We start from the raw sequence: 13,299 nt of genomic DNA, 5'->3' as shown, positions 1-13,299 counted from the left end.
TCCGGGTCCTCAGGCGGACCGGTCGGCGACCAGGCGGGCCAGGTCGGTCAGTCCGGCTTTGGCAACCTCGTCGATCGGCGCGGCCGCCAGGGCAGCCATGGCGCGACGGGTCAGCACATCGATGCGGTCCTCGACGGCGGCCAGCGCGCCCACCGCCTCGATCACCTCGCACAGCTCGCGGACCTGCGCGTCGGTCAACGCGGTGCCCAGCGACGTGCGTAACCGCCTGGCCGCCAACGGATCCGATTTGTCGGCCAGTTCCACCGCCTCGGCCACCAGCACGGTGCGTTTGCCCGAACGCAGGTCGTCGCCGGACGGTTTGCCGGTCACCGCCGGATCCCCGAACACACCCAGCACGTCGTCGCGCAGCTGGAACGCCACCCCGAGGTCGGTGCCCAGTTCGTGGAACAGGGCGTGGATGTCGGGCCGGTCGGCCGCGGCCGCGAGGCCCAGTTGCAGCGGCCGCACCACCGTGTAGGAGGCGGTCTTGTAGGTGTTGACCGCCATCGCCGACGCGATCGACTCGACACCGCTGGCCTCGGACACGATGTCGAGGTACTGCCCGCCGAGCACCTCGGTGCGGATGTCTGACCAGACCCGCCGCACCCGGCGCTGCGCACCGGCGGGCAGGTCGGTACCGGCGACGATATCGTCGGCCCAGACCAGCGCCAGGTCACCGAGCAGGATGGCGGCCGAAATCCCGAATTGTTCGGGGACGCCCCGCCATCCGCGACGGCGGTGCAGCTCCGCGAACTTATGGTGGGTGGTCGGGCTGCCGCGGCGGGTCGCCGACGCGTCGATCACGTCGTCGTGCACCAGCGCGCACGCGTGCAGCAGTTCCAGCGCCGAGAACAGCAGCAGCTCGTCGGCGACGGCGTCGCGGCCGGTGATGGCGCGCCAGCCCCAGTAGGCGAACGCCGGACGCAGCCGCTTGCCGCCGCTGAGCACGAACTCTTCCAGGCCGGTGATCAGGGCCTGGTAGTCATCGCCCATGTAGGCGGTGTCGGTACGGCGGGTGCGCAGGTAGGAGCGCAACTGCTCGGTTACCGCGCCGGCCAATTCGACGGCCGACGGTGCGGTTGCTGCTGTGGCCTTGAAGCTCAGCGCGGCGCCCCTTTCTCACTCGGCCCGGACCGGGACTCCCGGCGTGCATCCAGCGTAGAGTGTGCCATCACGCCCGGGGGGACTCAGCCAGGCGGCGCTGACGTGAGGCCGATAGGCTCAAGCATCTTGCGGCCGTGTCGGCCGCCGTGCCGCTCGTGCCTTCTCCGCGGAGGGCCGGCGATGCCGCCGCGGCCCGTTGACCGCCTTCGATGAGGAGCAACCTCGTGACCTTGAACACCGTCGCACTCGAGCTTGTCCCACCGAACCTGGACTCCGGCGACCAGCAGCCCCGGGACAAGGCCTGCGAGGAGGCCGGCAAGGTGCTGCGGTTCGCGGCCGAATCCGGTCTTGAAGGCCGGATCCGGCACATCCTGATGCCCGGCATGATCGCCGAGGAGGACGACCGCCCGGTCGAGATGAAGCCCAAGCTCGACGTGCTGGACTTCTGGACCGCGATCAAGCCGGAGCTGCCGGGCATGGCCGGGCTGTGCACTCAGGTCACCGCGTTCTCCGACGAACCGGCGCTGCGCCGTCGGCTCGACGATCTGACCTCGGCCGGCATCGAAGGTGTCGTCTTCGTCGGCGTGCCCCGCACCATGGCCGACGGGGAGGGCTCCGGGGTGGCGCCCACCGACGCGCTGGCGACATTCCGCGATGAGGTGCCCAACCGCGGCGTCATCCTGATCCCGACCCGCGCCGACGAGATCAGCCGGTTCAGCTTCAAGTGCGACCGCGGTGCGACGTTCGGGCTGACCCAACTGCTGTACTCCGATGCGATCGTGCCGTTTTTGACCGAGTTCGCCCGGCACAGCGACGCCCGCCCGGAGATCTTGCTGTCCTTCGGTTTCGTGCCGACGGTCGAGAACCGGGTCGGGTTGATCAACTGGCTGATCCAGGACCCCGGCAACGCGGCGGTGGCGGCCGAGCAGGCGTTCGTCAAGACCCTGTCGGGCAGCGAACCCGAGCAGCGGCGCAAGCTGATGCTCGACCTGTACAAGCGGGTGGTCGACGGGGTCGCCGACCTCGGCTTTCCGCTGAGCATTCACCTGGAGGCGACGTACGGGGTCTCCGCGGCCGCGTTCACGACGTTCGCGCAGATGCTCGACTACTGGTCGCCGGCGGCGTCCTGAGTCGACGCGAATCGCGGTGAGCGGTCCCGGCCCTGCCAGGCGATCAGCGCCACCGCGGCGGCCACACCGAACGTCGACAACACCAGCCACATGGCGGCGCGCGCGAACGATCGGGTGCTGGGATCGGTGTAGCGCGCCTGCGCGGTCATGGTGCTCACCACGCCCGGCTTGAGCCGCCACTGCACCGTGTCCAGGCCGACGCGTTCGCCGTTGGTGGAGGTCACCTCGCCGGGGAACGCCACGCTCAATTCGACGTCGGCCTCCGGGTCGCTGAGCGAGGTGAGATCCACCCGGCCCTCCAGGATCACCAGATTGCCGGCGCGGCGCAGCGCCAGATTCACCCCGGCCGCGTCGCGATTCATCTCGGCCAGCTGGGGCAGTTCGGCGAAGGTCAGGTCGGAGAACACCGCCTGCGAGCCGAGGTAGCCGTCCCGGTTATAGCCGGAGATCGCGATCTTCTGGGCGAACGGCAGGTCGGCGTTGAGCTTGGGGCCGGTGTCGTTGTCGTTGCGGGGCTTGGCCGCCGCGATGATCTGCCCGGAGACCAGGTCGTCGGGAGAGACGGTGATGGTCGCCTTGATGCGCACGCACCCCACCGTGAGCGGCGCGGTGATCAGCAACAGCCCGACCAGGGCCAGCAGTCGGCGGTATGCGGTGGACCGGGGCGAACGCCGAACATGCACGGAGGTCATCGTGCCAGACCGGCCGGGTGCTGCGCTGACGACTGCTCCAACGGCAGGGGCCGACCCAGGATGGCGAACGGCCGGGGGTCGCCGGCGAAGTGGTGACCACGGATGACGTCGGTGAATCCCAGCCGCCGGTACAACCGCCAGGCGCGGTTGCCTTCGCCGCTGATCTCCGGGGTGGACAGCAGCACATTGGCCTCGGCGCGCCTGGCGAGCAGCCGCCGCGCCAGCGCCTCGCCCAGGCCGCTGCCCTGCGAGTGCGGCATCACGTGCAACTCGGTCAGCTCGAAGTAGCTGGTCATCAGGCGCGAGATGGCGTGGCGCGGCAGCCCGCGGCGCTGCAGGCCCAGCACCACCTGCTGCTGCCACCACTGGTCGGGTGCTCCGCAGTAGCCGTAGGCGATGCCCAGTAGCTCAGCGCTGGAACCACCGTCTTCGCCGTTCAGGGCGGCCACGCCCTGCCAGCCGCGGCGGCGGGTGTGATCCAGCCACATCGCGGCACGTTGGTTCTCGGTGCCCGGCGGGTAGCCCATCGCGGTGACGTACACCCGCAGCGCCTCGCCGAGGCGATCCGCCATATCGTGCGGCGACAGGTCGATGAGCAATGTCGCCAACGTGCAGGTTCCTCTCCCGGTCGGTAGTGCGGCGCGCCGGATCCATTATCCGGAGGACGTCGGCGGTTGTGGTTCGGCCTCGCCGGACCGCGGCTACAATCAGCTGAGGAAGCCTGTGGTACACCGCAGGTCGACCTCGTATTATCAGTATTAGTTGCCCGCACAGTCCGTAGCCAGCCGTGGGCAGTGATGTGAGCGGCCGTCGGCAAGGAGGGACGAATGCCACTCTCCGATCATGAACAGCGCATGCTCGATGAGATCGAGAGCGCCCTCTACGCCGAGGACCCGAAGTTCGCCTCCAGCGTTCGCGGTGGTGCTCTGCGTACCCCGACCACCCGGCGGCGGCTACAGGGCATGGCACTGTTCTTGGTCGGGCTGGTGATGCTGGTCTCGGGGATCCCGTTCTACGCGACCGTCAACCCCGGTTTCCTGATCCTGAGCGTGCTGGGCTTCGTGGTCATGTTCGGTGGGGTGGTCTTCGCGATCACCGGCAACCACGCCACGGCCGGCCGCGATGGCGCGGCCAAGGCGGGCGGAAGCCAGCAGCGTCGGGTCAAGGGCAGCAGCGGCACCTTCGCCAGCCGCATGGAGGACCGCTTCCGCCGCCGCTTCGAGCCGTAACACGCAACGTCTGACGGAACAGGGCAGCCGATTGGCTGCCCTTTTTTCGTGGCCGCGTCGTCCCGGCCTCTGATACCGGTGCCACCCGGTCGGCGATCGGCCCCACTTCGCCCCACTTCGATTTTTCACGGCTGACCAGCACGTTTATCGGCACGGCCGAGCGCTGCTGCTGCCGCCGTGCCGGAAAATCGCTAGCCGGGTGGGGAAAGGAGGCGAAGATGAGGCTTTAGATGGTGCGGAGTGGGGGATTGTGGGGTATTGTGGGCATACGTTGACGACGTGAGCGGGAGGTAGCCGATGTTTCTCGGCACCTATACGCCCAAGCTCGACGACAAGGGGCGGCTCACACTGCCCGCGAAGTTTCGCGACGCGCTGGCAGGAGGGTTGATGGTCACCAAGAGCCAAGACCACAGCCTGGCCGTGTATCCGCGGGCGGAGTTCGAGCAGCTGGCCCGCCGTGCGGCCAAGGCCTCGCGCAGAAACCCGGAGGCGCGGGCGTTTCTGCGCAACCTGGCCGCCGCCACCGATGAGCAGCATCCCGACGGTCAGGGCCGAATCACCTTGTCACCGGACCACCGGCGCTACGCCAACCTGTCCAAGGACTGCGTGGTCATCGGCTCGGTCGACTACCTCGAGATCTGGGACGCGCAGGCCTGGAGCGACTACCAGCAGACCCATGAAGAGAACTTCTCCGCGGCCAGCGATGAAGCACTCAGCGACATCATCTGAGGCGCACGCCCGTGCCTCGTGGCCTCTGTCCGAACCGACCCTGACGTACTTCCCCAACGTCAGGTTCGCGCTGTCGGGCAGGGACCTCGAGGCAGGGGCTTGCGAGCAGACGCGACGGGGAGGTGTTGCAGTGGCCGACCAGGGCGCCTTCGGGCATGTGCCGGTACTGCTGGAACGCTGCGTGGAACTGCTGGCCCCGGCCCTGACCCGGCAGTCCCCCGACGGTGGGGGCGCCACCCTCGTCGATGCGACGCTGGGGGCCGGCGGGCACACCGAACGCTTTCTGAGTGAGTTCCCCGGTCTACGGGTCATCGGACTGGACCGGGACACCACCGCGCTCGACATCGCCGGCGCCCGGTTGGCCCGCTTCTCCGATCGCCTGAGCATGGTGCGCACCCGCTACGACGGGATCAGCGCCGCACTGACCGAAGTAGGCTTGGCCGCAACAGCATCCGTCGACGCGGTGCTGTTCGATCTCGGCGTTTCGTCGATGCAGCTGGACCGGGCCGAGCGCGGCTTCTCCTACGCCCAGGACGCCCCCTTGGACATGCGGATGGACCCGGACGCCGAGCTGACGGCTGCGGACATCGTCAACACCTACGACGCGGCAGCACTAACCGACATCCTGCGCCGCTTCGGGGAAGAACGCTTCGCATCCCGGATCGCCGCGCACATCGTCCGCCGCCGGTCGCAGACCCCGTTCACATCGACGGGGGAGCTGACCGCCCTGCTCTACGAGGCGATCCCGGCGCCGGCCCGGCGTACCGGGGGGCATCCGGCCAAGCGAACGTTTCAGGCGCTGCGCATCGCGGTCAACGGCGAGCTGGACTCGCTGCGCGATGCCCTTCCGGCGGCGCTGGACGCCCTGGCGGTGGGCGGGCGCATCGCGGTGATGTCCTACCAGTCGCTGGAGGACCGCATCGTCAAGCAGCTGTTCGCCGCGGTGACCACGTCGCGGACCCCGGTCGACCTGCCGGTCGAGTTGCCCGGCGACAAGCCGCGTTTCACCGCCTTGACGCGCGGCGCCGAACGCGCCCAACCGGACGAGGTCGAGCGCAACCCGCGCGCCGGATCGGTCCGGTTGCGCGCCGTGCAGCGGGTTGCGGACGGGCCGATCGCGGCATCGAGGGGGAACTGATGGCGACCAAGCGCAAACCTGCGGTACGGCACGGCGACCGCCGCCGCAACCCCGACGGCGCAACCCGAACCGGGCCGCGCCGCTCAAACGAGGCACCGCCGTCGCGGCGTACGCGTCGGCAGCACGCGACCGCGTCTGCACCGGGGCGTGAATCGCGGCCGCGCTCGGGGCCGCAGAACGCGGCATCGACTCGGCCGGAGCCGCGCCCCGACGCAAGGCCGGTACCACCGAAGAACACCAAGCAGGCCAAGGCGCGGGCCAAGGCACGAAAGGCCAAGGCGCCCAAGGTCGTGCGCGTCCCCCTGCGGGAACGCCTGATTACCCGGCTGGCCTCGATCGACCTGCGCCCGCGCACGCTGGCAGCCAAGGTTCCGTTCGTGGTGTTGATCATCGGCTCGCTCGGCATCGGGTTGGGCATCACGCTGTGGCTGTCGACGGATGCCGCCGAGCGCTCCTATCAGCTGGGCAACATCCGGGAACGCAACCGGGTGCTGATGCAGCAGAAGGAGGCGCTCGAGCGTGACGTGCTGACCGCCGAGTCCGCACCGGCACTGGCCGAGGCGGCTCGCGAGCTGGGCATGATCCCGACCCGCGACACCGCGCACCTGGTTCAGGACCCCGCCGGCAACTGGGTGGTGGTCGGGGTCCCCAAGCCGGCCGAAGGTGTGCCGCCGCCCCCGCTGAACACCAAACTGCCCGACGATGCGCCCGTGACGCCGCCGGCCGAGGTTCCGGTCCGGGTGCCGCCCGCGGCGCCGAAGCTGGACAACCGGCATCTGCCCGCCCCGGCGGTGCCCGCCCCTGCTGCACCCGGTATGCCCCTGATCATTCCGGGCCTGCCGGGGATGCCCGGCCTGCCCGGCGCGCCGCTGTCTGGGCCGCCTCCGGGGCCGGTGTTCGACATCCCGCCCGTCGCGCTGCCGCCGCAGCCCGCGCTGCCACCGGGCGCCGTGCTGCCACCGGCGACCGTGCCACCCGCCGAGGCCGCGCCGCCGCAGCCCGCAGTGCCGCCGCAGCCCGTGCTGCCGCCGGAGGTGCTGCTGCCCCCGGCGGTCCCCGGAGCCGCGCGATGAGACGGCCGGCGCGGGGGACCGGACCGGCGCGCCGCGCCGACGGCTCCGTCAAGATCAAGGCCCGCAAATCCGGCCGGACGACCGCCTCCGCCAAGCAGGCCGCGCCGGCCAAGGGCGGTAAGCCACCCAAAGTGGCTCAGCCGGCCGGACATTCGGCCCGCGAGCGTCGCACCCGCCCCGCCACCGACCTGGGTCTGCGCAGCGCGTCGTTCGTCTTTCGGCACCGCACCGGCAACGCCGTCATCTTCCTGGTGCTGGCACTTGCTGCGGCGCAGCTGTTCTATCTGCAGGTTCCACGGGCGTCGGGGCTGCGCGCCGAAGCCGCCGGGCAGCTCAAGGTCACCGACGTCGAACAAGCCATGCGCGGCGACATCATCGACCGCACTGGCGACAAGCTGGCATTCACCATCGAAGCGCGGGCCTTGACCTTCCAGCCGATCAAGGTCGGCAAGCAACTCGAAGAAGCCAAGAAGAAGAATCCTGCCGCTCCCGATCCGCAGCGTCGGCTGCAGGAGATCGCCAAGGAGATCGCCGGGCGGCTCGGCAACAAGCCGGATGCGGCGACGCTGCTGAAGAAGATGCGCAGCAACGAGACCTTCGTCTATCTCGCCCGCGCCGTCGAGCCGGCGCTGGCCGAGGCGATCACCGACAAGTGCCCGGAAGTGGGCAGTGAACGCCAGGACCTACGGCAGTATCCCGGCGGATCGTTGGCGGCCAACATCATTGGCGGCATCGACTGGGACGGCCACGGCCTGTTGGGCCTCGAGGACTCGATGGACGCCGTGTTGGCCGGCACGGATGGTTCGATCACCTACGACCGCGGCTCCGACGGCGTGGTGATCCCGGGCAGCTACCGCAACCGCCACCGGGCCGTCAACGGCTCGACGATCCAGCTCACCATCGACGACGACATCCAGTTCTACGTCCAGCAGCAGGTGCAGCAGGCCAAGAACGTCTCCGGGGCGCGCACCGTGACCGCGGTGGTGCTCGATGCCAAGAGCGGCGAGGTATTGGCGATGGCCGGCGACAACACCTTCGACCCGTCCCAGGACATCGGGCGTCAGGAGGACCGGCAGCTCGGCAATCCGGCGGTGTCGTCGCCGTTCGAGCCCGGCTCGGTCAACAAGATCATCACCGCCGCATCGGTCATCGAGTACGGGCTGAGCACCCCCGATGAGGTGTTGCAGGTCCCCGGATCGATCAACATCGCCGACGTCACGGTCGGCGACGCGTGGGAGCACGGCGTCACGCCCTACACCACCACCGGGATCTTCGGTAAATCCTCCAACGTCGGCACCCTGATGCTGGCCCAGCGGGTGGGTCCGGAGCGCTGGTTCGAGATGCTGGAGAAGTTCGGGCTGGGGCAGCGCACCGGCGTGGCACTGCCCGGCGAGAGCGCGGGACTGGTCCCGCCGGTCGATCAGTGGTCAGGCAGCTCGTTCGCGAACCTGCCGATCGGCCAAGGCCTTTCGATGACGCTGCTGCAAATGGCCGGCATGTACCAGGCCATCGCCAATGACGGGCTGCGGATCCCGCCACGGATCATCAAGGCGACCATCGCCCCCGACGGCAGCCGCACCGAGGAACCCCGGCCTGACGGCGTGCGGGTCGTTTCCGAGCAGACCGCGGCAACCGTGCGCAACATGCTGCGTTCGGTGACCCAGCGCGACCCGACCGGCATCCAACAGGGCACCGGATGGCAGGCCGCGGTGGACGGCTACCAGATCTCCGGGAAGACCGGAACCGCCCAGCAGATCAACCCCGCGTGCGGCTGCTACTACGACGACGTCTACTGGATCACGTTCGCCGGGATAGCGCCCGCCGACAACCCGCGCTACGTGATCGGCTTGATGTTGGACAACCCGCACCGCGCCGCGGACGGATCACCGGGCACCTCAGGCGCGCCGCTGTTCCACAACATCGCCGCCTGGCTGTTGCAGCGCCACAACGTCCCGTTGTCGCCCGACCCCGGAGCGCCACTGGTTCTGCAGGCGATGTAGCAGCTGCCACCGCCCGCCTGGGTAGTCTCAGGTCCGGTTCTGACGACCTGGCCGGAGCGGATGGAGGTGATCGCGGTGTCTGCCGCATTGCGCCCGGACGTCGGCGCAGGAACGCCGCTGCCGGCGCTGGCTGCCCGGATCGCGGCGGTGACGGCCACCGGCGGGGTGGTGCCGGAGCTGGCGATCACCGGGCTGACCCTGCGCGCCCAGGACGTCCAGCCGGGCGACCTGTTCGCGGCGCTGCCCGGGGCGACGACGCACGGTGCGCGATTCGTGGCCGAGGCGGTTGCCCGCGGCGCGGCAGCGGTGCTCTCCGACGGGGCCGGGGCCGCCGAGATCGCGGAGAATGCAACCGCACCCGACACGCCGGTGCTGGTTCACCCGTCGCCGCGGGCCGTGCTCGGCGAGCTGGCGGCAGAGGTCTACCGGCACCCCTGCGAGCGGCTCACGGTCATCGGGGTCACCGGGACCTCGGGCAAGACCACCACCACCTATCTGGTCGAGGCCGGACTGCGGGCCGCCGGCCGTACCGCCGGACTGATCGGCACCGTGGGCGTCCGCATCGACGGCGTCGACCTGCCCAGCGCGCTGACCACCCCAGAGGCCCCGGCACTGCAGGCGCTGCTGGCGGTGATGGCCCAGCGCGGGGTGGACACCGTGGTGATGGAGGTGTCCAGCCACGCGCTGGCGCTGGGGCGGGTCGACGGGACCCGCTTCGCGGTGGGCGCGTTCACCAACTTGTCCCGGGACCACCTGGACTTCCACCCGAGCATGGCCGACTACTTCGAGGCCAAGGCGCGGCTGTTCGATCCGGCCTCAGCCCTGCGGGCCGCCCGCGCGGTGGTCTGTGTGGACGACGAGGCCGGCGCGGCGATGGCGGCGCGGGCCACGGCACCGATCACCGTCAGCGCGACCGGCCGGCCGGCTGACTGGGCAGTCGACCAGGTCAGTGCCGGCCCGCGCGGCCGGGAGTTCACGGCGGTCGATCCCGCCGGGGTCCGCCATCCGGTCGGCATCGGGCTGCCTGGCGACTACAACGTCGCCAACTGCCTGGTGGCGCTGGCCATCCTCGACACGGTCGGGGTGTCGCCGGAGCAGGCGGCACCCGGCCTGCGTGACGCCCGGGTGCCGGGCCGGATGGAGCCGGTCGACCGCGGCCAGGGTTTCCTGGCGCTGGTCGACTACGCCCACAAGCCGGGCGCACTACAAGCGGTGTTGCAGACCCTGCGCGAGGATCTGCGCGACACGGCCGGGCGGCTGGCCGTGGTTTTCGGCGCCGGCGGCGACCGTGACCCCGGCAAGCGCGGCCCGATGGGCCGGATCGCCGCGGAAACGGCCGACCTCGTCGTCGTCACCGACGACAACCCGCGCGGCGAGGACCCGGCCGACATCCGGCGGGCCATCCTGGCCGGTACCGCCGACGGCGCCGCCGAGGTGGTCGAGATCGGTGACCGGCGGGCCGCGATCGAGTACGCGGTGGGTTGGGCGCGGCCCGGCGACGTGGTGCTCGTCGCGGGCAAAGGCCACGAAACCGGGCAGACCGCCGGCGGGTGCACCCAGCCCTTCGATGACCGCGTCGAACTCGCCCAGGCGCTGGAAGCCCGAGAGCAGCACCGATGATCGCGCTGACCCTTACGCAGATCGCCGAGATCGTCGGCGGCCGCCTGGCCGACATCTCGGCGGAGCAGGCCGCCCGCACCACCGTCACCGGCACGGTCGAGTTCGATTCGCGCCGCATCACGGCGGGCTCGTTGTTTCTGGCGCTGCCCGGGGCGCGGTCGGACGGCCACGACCATGCGGCGTCGGCGGTGGCCGCCGGAGCGGTGGCGGTGCTGGCGGCCCGCCCGGTCGGGGTGCCGGCCATCGTTGTAGAACCGGTCGCATCCGATAGTCGTTCCGGTGCACTCGAACACGACGACGCCGCCGGATCCGGCGCCGCGGTGCTGGCGGCGCTGGCCAAACTGGCCGCCGCGGTGGCGGAGACCCTGGTGGCAAACGGGCTCACGATCGTCGGCATCACCGGCTCGTCGGGCAAGACCTCCACCAAGGACCTGATCGCCGCGGTGCTGGCGCCGCTGGGGGAGGTGGTGGCGCCGCCGGGATCGTTCAACAACGAGCTGGGCCACCCCTGGACGGTGCTGCGCGCCGACGAGAACACCGATTTTTTGGTGCTGGAACTGTCGGCACGGCATCGCGGCAACATCGCGGCGCTGGCCGCGATCGCCCCGCCGCAGGTGGCGGTGGTGCTCAACGTCGGGACGGCGCATCTGGGCGAGTTCGGCTCCCGTGAGGCGATCGCCGAGACCAAAGCCGAGCTGGCCCAAGCGGTCCCGGAATCCGGGGTGGTGATCCTCAACGTCGACGACGCGGCGGTGGCCGCGATGGCCGCCAAGACCGCCGCCCGGGTGGTGCGGGTCAGCCGCGCGGCGCCCACCGACGTGTGGGCCGGGCCGGTGGCGCTCGACGCGCTGGCCCGCCCGCGTTTCACCCTGCACGCCGGCCGGGTCGAGACCGAGCTGCAGCTCGGGGTGTCCGGGGACCATCAGGTCGGCAACGCACTGTGCGCGGCCGCGGTCGCACTGGAATGCGGCGCGACGCCGCAGCAGGTGGCCGCCGCCCTGGCCGGCGCCGGACCGGTCTCGCAGCACCGGATGCACGTCACCACCCGCGCCGACGGGGTGACGGTGATCGACGACGCCTACAACGCCAACCCGGATTCGATGCGAGCGGCGTTGCAGGCGCTGGCCTGGATCGCCCGCGGCGAGGAACCGGGGACGAAGCGCCGCAGCTGGGCGGTGCTCGGGGAGATGGCAGAGCTGGGCGAGGACGCGATATCCGAGCATGACCGCATCGGGCGGCTCGCGGTGCGCTTAGATGTCTCTCGTCTTGTTGTCGTCGGAGTAGGGAGATCGATGGGCGCGATGCACCACGGCGCGGTCATGGAGGGATCCTGGGGCGCCCAAGGTGACAGGGGGGCCAGTACGGTTCCCGACGCCGATGCCGCCCTCGCCCTGTTACGCGCCGAACTGCGCCCCGGTGACGTGGTGTTGGTCAAGGCCTCCAACTCCGCCGGGCTGACCGCGCTGGCCGATGCCCTGACCAGCGACGATGCGGGAGATCGCTGATGATCATGATCCTCGTCGCCGCCGGCGTCGCGCTGCTGGTCGCGATCCTGCTGACCCCCGTGCTGATCCGGGTCTTCACCAAGCAGGGGTTCGGGCAGGAGATCCGCGAGGACGGGCCGGCCAGCCACCACAGCAAGCGCGGCACCCCGTCGATGGGCGGCGTGGCCATCGTGACCGGCATCTGGGCGGGCTATCTGACCGCACAGCTGGCCGGCCTGGTGTTCTACGGCACCGGGCCGACGGCCTCCGGGCTGCTGGTGCTGGGGTTGGCCACCGCGCTGGGCGTGGTCGGCTTCGTCGACGACCTGATCAAGATCCGCCGGGCGCGCAACCTCGGCCTGAACAAGACCGCCAAGACCGTCGGGCAGGTCACCGCGGCCACCTTGTTCGGTCTGCTGGTGCTCGGGTTCCGCAACAGCTCCGGCCTGACCCCGGGCAGCCCCCAGCTGTCCTACGTGCGTGAGATCGCCACCGTCACGCTGCCAGCGGCGGTGTTCGTGCTCTTCGTCGTCCTGGTGGTCAGCGCCTGGTCGAACGCGGTCAACTTCACCGACGGCCTCGACGGGCTGGCCGCCGGGTCCATGGCGATGGTCAGCGCCGCCTACGTGTTGATCACCGTGATGCAGCACCGCAACGCCTGCGCCAGCGCGCCCGGACTGGGCTGCTACAACGTCCGCGATCCGCTGGATTTGGCGCTGATCGCCGCCGCGACCGCCGGTGCCTGCATCGGCTTTCTGTGGTGGAACGCCGCCCCGGCCAAGATCTTCATGGGCGACACCGGGTCGCTGGCGCTGGGCGGGGTGATCGCCGGACTGTCGATCACCACCCGCACCGAGATCCTCGCGGTGGTGCTCGGCGGCCTCTTCGTCGCCGAGATCACCTCGGTCGTGGTGCAGATCCTGGCGTTTCGCAGCACCGGCCGCCGGGTGTTCCGGATGGCGCCGTTCCACCATCACTTCGAGTTGGCCGGCTGGGCCGAGACCACGGTGATCATCCGGTTCTGGCTGCTGACGGCCATCGCCTGCGGCTTGGGCGTCTCCATGTTCTACGGCGAGTGGTTCACCGCGGTCGGCGGTTGA

Annotated in this window: 12 protein-coding genes; 9 read left to right on the top strand and 3 right to left on the bottom strand. The window is 70.4% G+C overall.

The window, feature by feature from the left end; all coding sequences use genetic code 11:
* Positions 1 to 9: 9 nt before the first annotated feature.
* Positions 10 to 1,059, bottom strand: a complete 1,050-nt coding sequence (gene idsA2 / locus A5694_RS20580; protein ID WP_064924158.1) for a bifunctional (2E,6E)-farnesyl/geranyl diphosphate synthase — start codon at positions 1,057 to 1,059, stop codon at positions 10 to 12.
* A 269-nt stretch (positions 1,060 to 1,328) separates the two neighbouring features.
* Between idsA2 and A5694_RS20575 the strand changes: the two genes are divergently transcribed.
* On the top strand, positions 1,329 to 2,234 hold the full coding sequence (locus tag A5694_RS20575) for a mycobacterial-type methylenetetrahydrofolate reductase (RefSeq protein WP_064924157.1): 906 nt from the start codon (positions 1,329 to 1,331) through the stop codon (positions 2,232 to 2,234).
* Here the strand turns inward: A5694_RS20575 and A5694_RS20570 are convergent.
* A complete protein-coding gene (locus A5694_RS20570) occupies positions 2,210 to 2,926 on the bottom strand; it encodes an LppM family (lipo)protein (protein ID WP_064924156.1) in 717 nt (238 codons plus the stop codon). The two genes, A5694_RS20575 and A5694_RS20570, sit on opposite strands and share 25 nt — an antisense overlap.
* Entirely contained in the window at positions 2,923 to 3,534 is a 612-nt protein-coding gene (locus A5694_RS20565) for a GNAT family N-acetyltransferase (RefSeq protein WP_064924155.1), read from the bottom strand. The genes A5694_RS20570 and A5694_RS20565 overlap by 4 nt, the downstream gene beginning before the upstream one ends.
* A 219-nt stretch (positions 3,535 to 3,753) precedes the next feature.
* Here A5694_RS20565 and A5694_RS20560 point away from each other — a divergent pair, with 219 nt between their 5' ends.
* The 8 genes from A5694_RS20560 to mraY all read left to right on the top strand — a co-directional run bounded on the left by A5694_RS20560 (position 3,754) and on the right by mraY (position 13,299).
* Complete coding sequence (locus tag A5694_RS20560; RefSeq protein ID WP_064924154.1) at positions 3,754 to 4,155, top strand: DUF3040 domain-containing protein; 402 nt, start codon at positions 3,754 to 3,756, stop codon at positions 4,153 to 4,155.
* A gap of 297 nt (positions 4,156 to 4,452) precedes the next feature.
* Positions 4,453 to 4,884, top strand: coding sequence for a division/cell wall cluster transcriptional repressor MraZ (gene mraZ / locus A5694_RS20555; protein WP_064924153.1), 432 nt, complete (start codon positions 4,453 to 4,455; stop codon positions 4,882 to 4,884).
* Positions 4,859 to 6,022, top strand: coding sequence for a 16S rRNA (cytosine(1402)-N(4))-methyltransferase RsmH (gene rsmH, locus A5694_RS20550; RefSeq protein ID WP_082952778.1), 1,164 nt, complete (start codon positions 4,859 to 4,861; stop codon positions 6,020 to 6,022). The genes mraZ and rsmH overlap by 26 nt, the downstream gene beginning before the upstream one ends.
* Complete coding sequence (locus A5694_RS20545; protein WP_428844290.1) at positions 6,019 to 7,095, top strand: hypothetical protein; 1,077 nt, start codon at positions 6,019 to 6,021, stop codon at positions 7,093 to 7,095. Before rsmH ends, A5694_RS20545 begins: the two co-directional genes overlap by 4 nt.
* On the top strand, positions 7,092 to 9,095 hold the full coding sequence (locus A5694_RS20540; protein ID WP_064924151.1) for a peptidoglycan D,D-transpeptidase FtsI family protein: 2,004 nt from the start codon (positions 7,092 to 7,094) through the stop codon (positions 9,093 to 9,095). Before A5694_RS20545 ends, A5694_RS20540 begins: the two co-directional genes overlap by 4 nt.
* A 60-nt stretch (positions 9,096 to 9,155) precedes the next feature.
* Complete coding sequence (locus A5694_RS20535) at positions 9,156 to 10,715, top strand: UDP-N-acetylmuramoyl-L-alanyl-D-glutamate--2,6-diaminopimelate ligase (protein ID WP_064924150.1); 1,560 nt, start codon at positions 9,156 to 9,158, stop codon at positions 10,713 to 10,715.
* Entirely contained in the window at positions 10,712 to 12,220 is a 1,509-nt protein-coding gene (locus A5694_RS20530) for a UDP-N-acetylmuramoyl-tripeptide--D-alanyl-D-alanine ligase (protein ID WP_064924149.1), read from the top strand. Before A5694_RS20535 ends, A5694_RS20530 begins: the two co-directional genes overlap by 4 nt.
* Positions 12,220 to 13,299: a phospho-N-acetylmuramoyl-pentapeptide-transferase gene (mraY, locus tag A5694_RS20525; RefSeq protein WP_064924148.1), complete on the top strand. Its 1,080-nt coding sequence runs from the start codon at positions 12,220 to 12,222 to the stop codon at positions 13,297 to 13,299. Before A5694_RS20530 ends, mraY begins: the two co-directional genes overlap by 1 nt.

It is taken from the genome of Mycolicibacter sinensis (genome assembly GCF_001667945.1).
GTDB classification, from domain to species: Bacteria; Actinomycetota; Actinomycetes; order Mycobacteriales; family Mycobacteriaceae; genus Mycobacterium; species Mycobacterium sinense_B.
Note: the sequence above shows the minus strand (reverse complement) of the source record. Positions and strands in the feature narration are given on the sequence as shown.

Bases quoted from the DNA above. Each gene is read 5' to 3' on its own strand.
- A5694_RS20570 (WP_064924156.1), bottom strand. From the start codon at position 2,926: ATGACCTCCGTGCATGTTCGGCGTTCGCCCCGGTCCACCGCATACCGC.
- mraY (WP_064924148.1), top strand. From the start codon at position 12,220: ATGATCATGATCCTCGTCGCCGCCGGCGTCGCGCTGCTGGTCGCGATC.
- rsmH (WP_082952778.1), top strand. From the start codon at position 4,859: ATGAAGCACTCAGCGACATCATCTGAGGCGCACGCCCGTGCCTCGTGG.
- A5694_RS20540 (WP_064924151.1), top strand. From the start codon at position 7,092: ATGAGACGGCCGGCGCGGGGGACCGGACCGGCGCGCCGCGCCGACGGC.
- A5694_RS20530 (WP_064924149.1), top strand. From the start codon at position 10,712: ATGATCGCGCTGACCCTTACGCAGATCGCCGAGATCGTCGGCGGCCGC.
- A5694_RS20535 (WP_064924150.1), top strand. From the start codon at position 9,156: ATGGAGGTGATCGCGGTGTCTGCCGCATTGCGCCCGGACGTCGGCGCA.
- mraZ (WP_064924153.1), top strand. From the start codon at position 4,453: ATGTTTCTCGGCACCTATACGCCCAAGCTCGACGACAAGGGGCGGCTC.
- A5694_RS20560 (WP_064924154.1), top strand. From the start codon at position 3,754: ATGCCACTCTCCGATCATGAACAGCGCATGCTCGATGAGATCGAGAGC.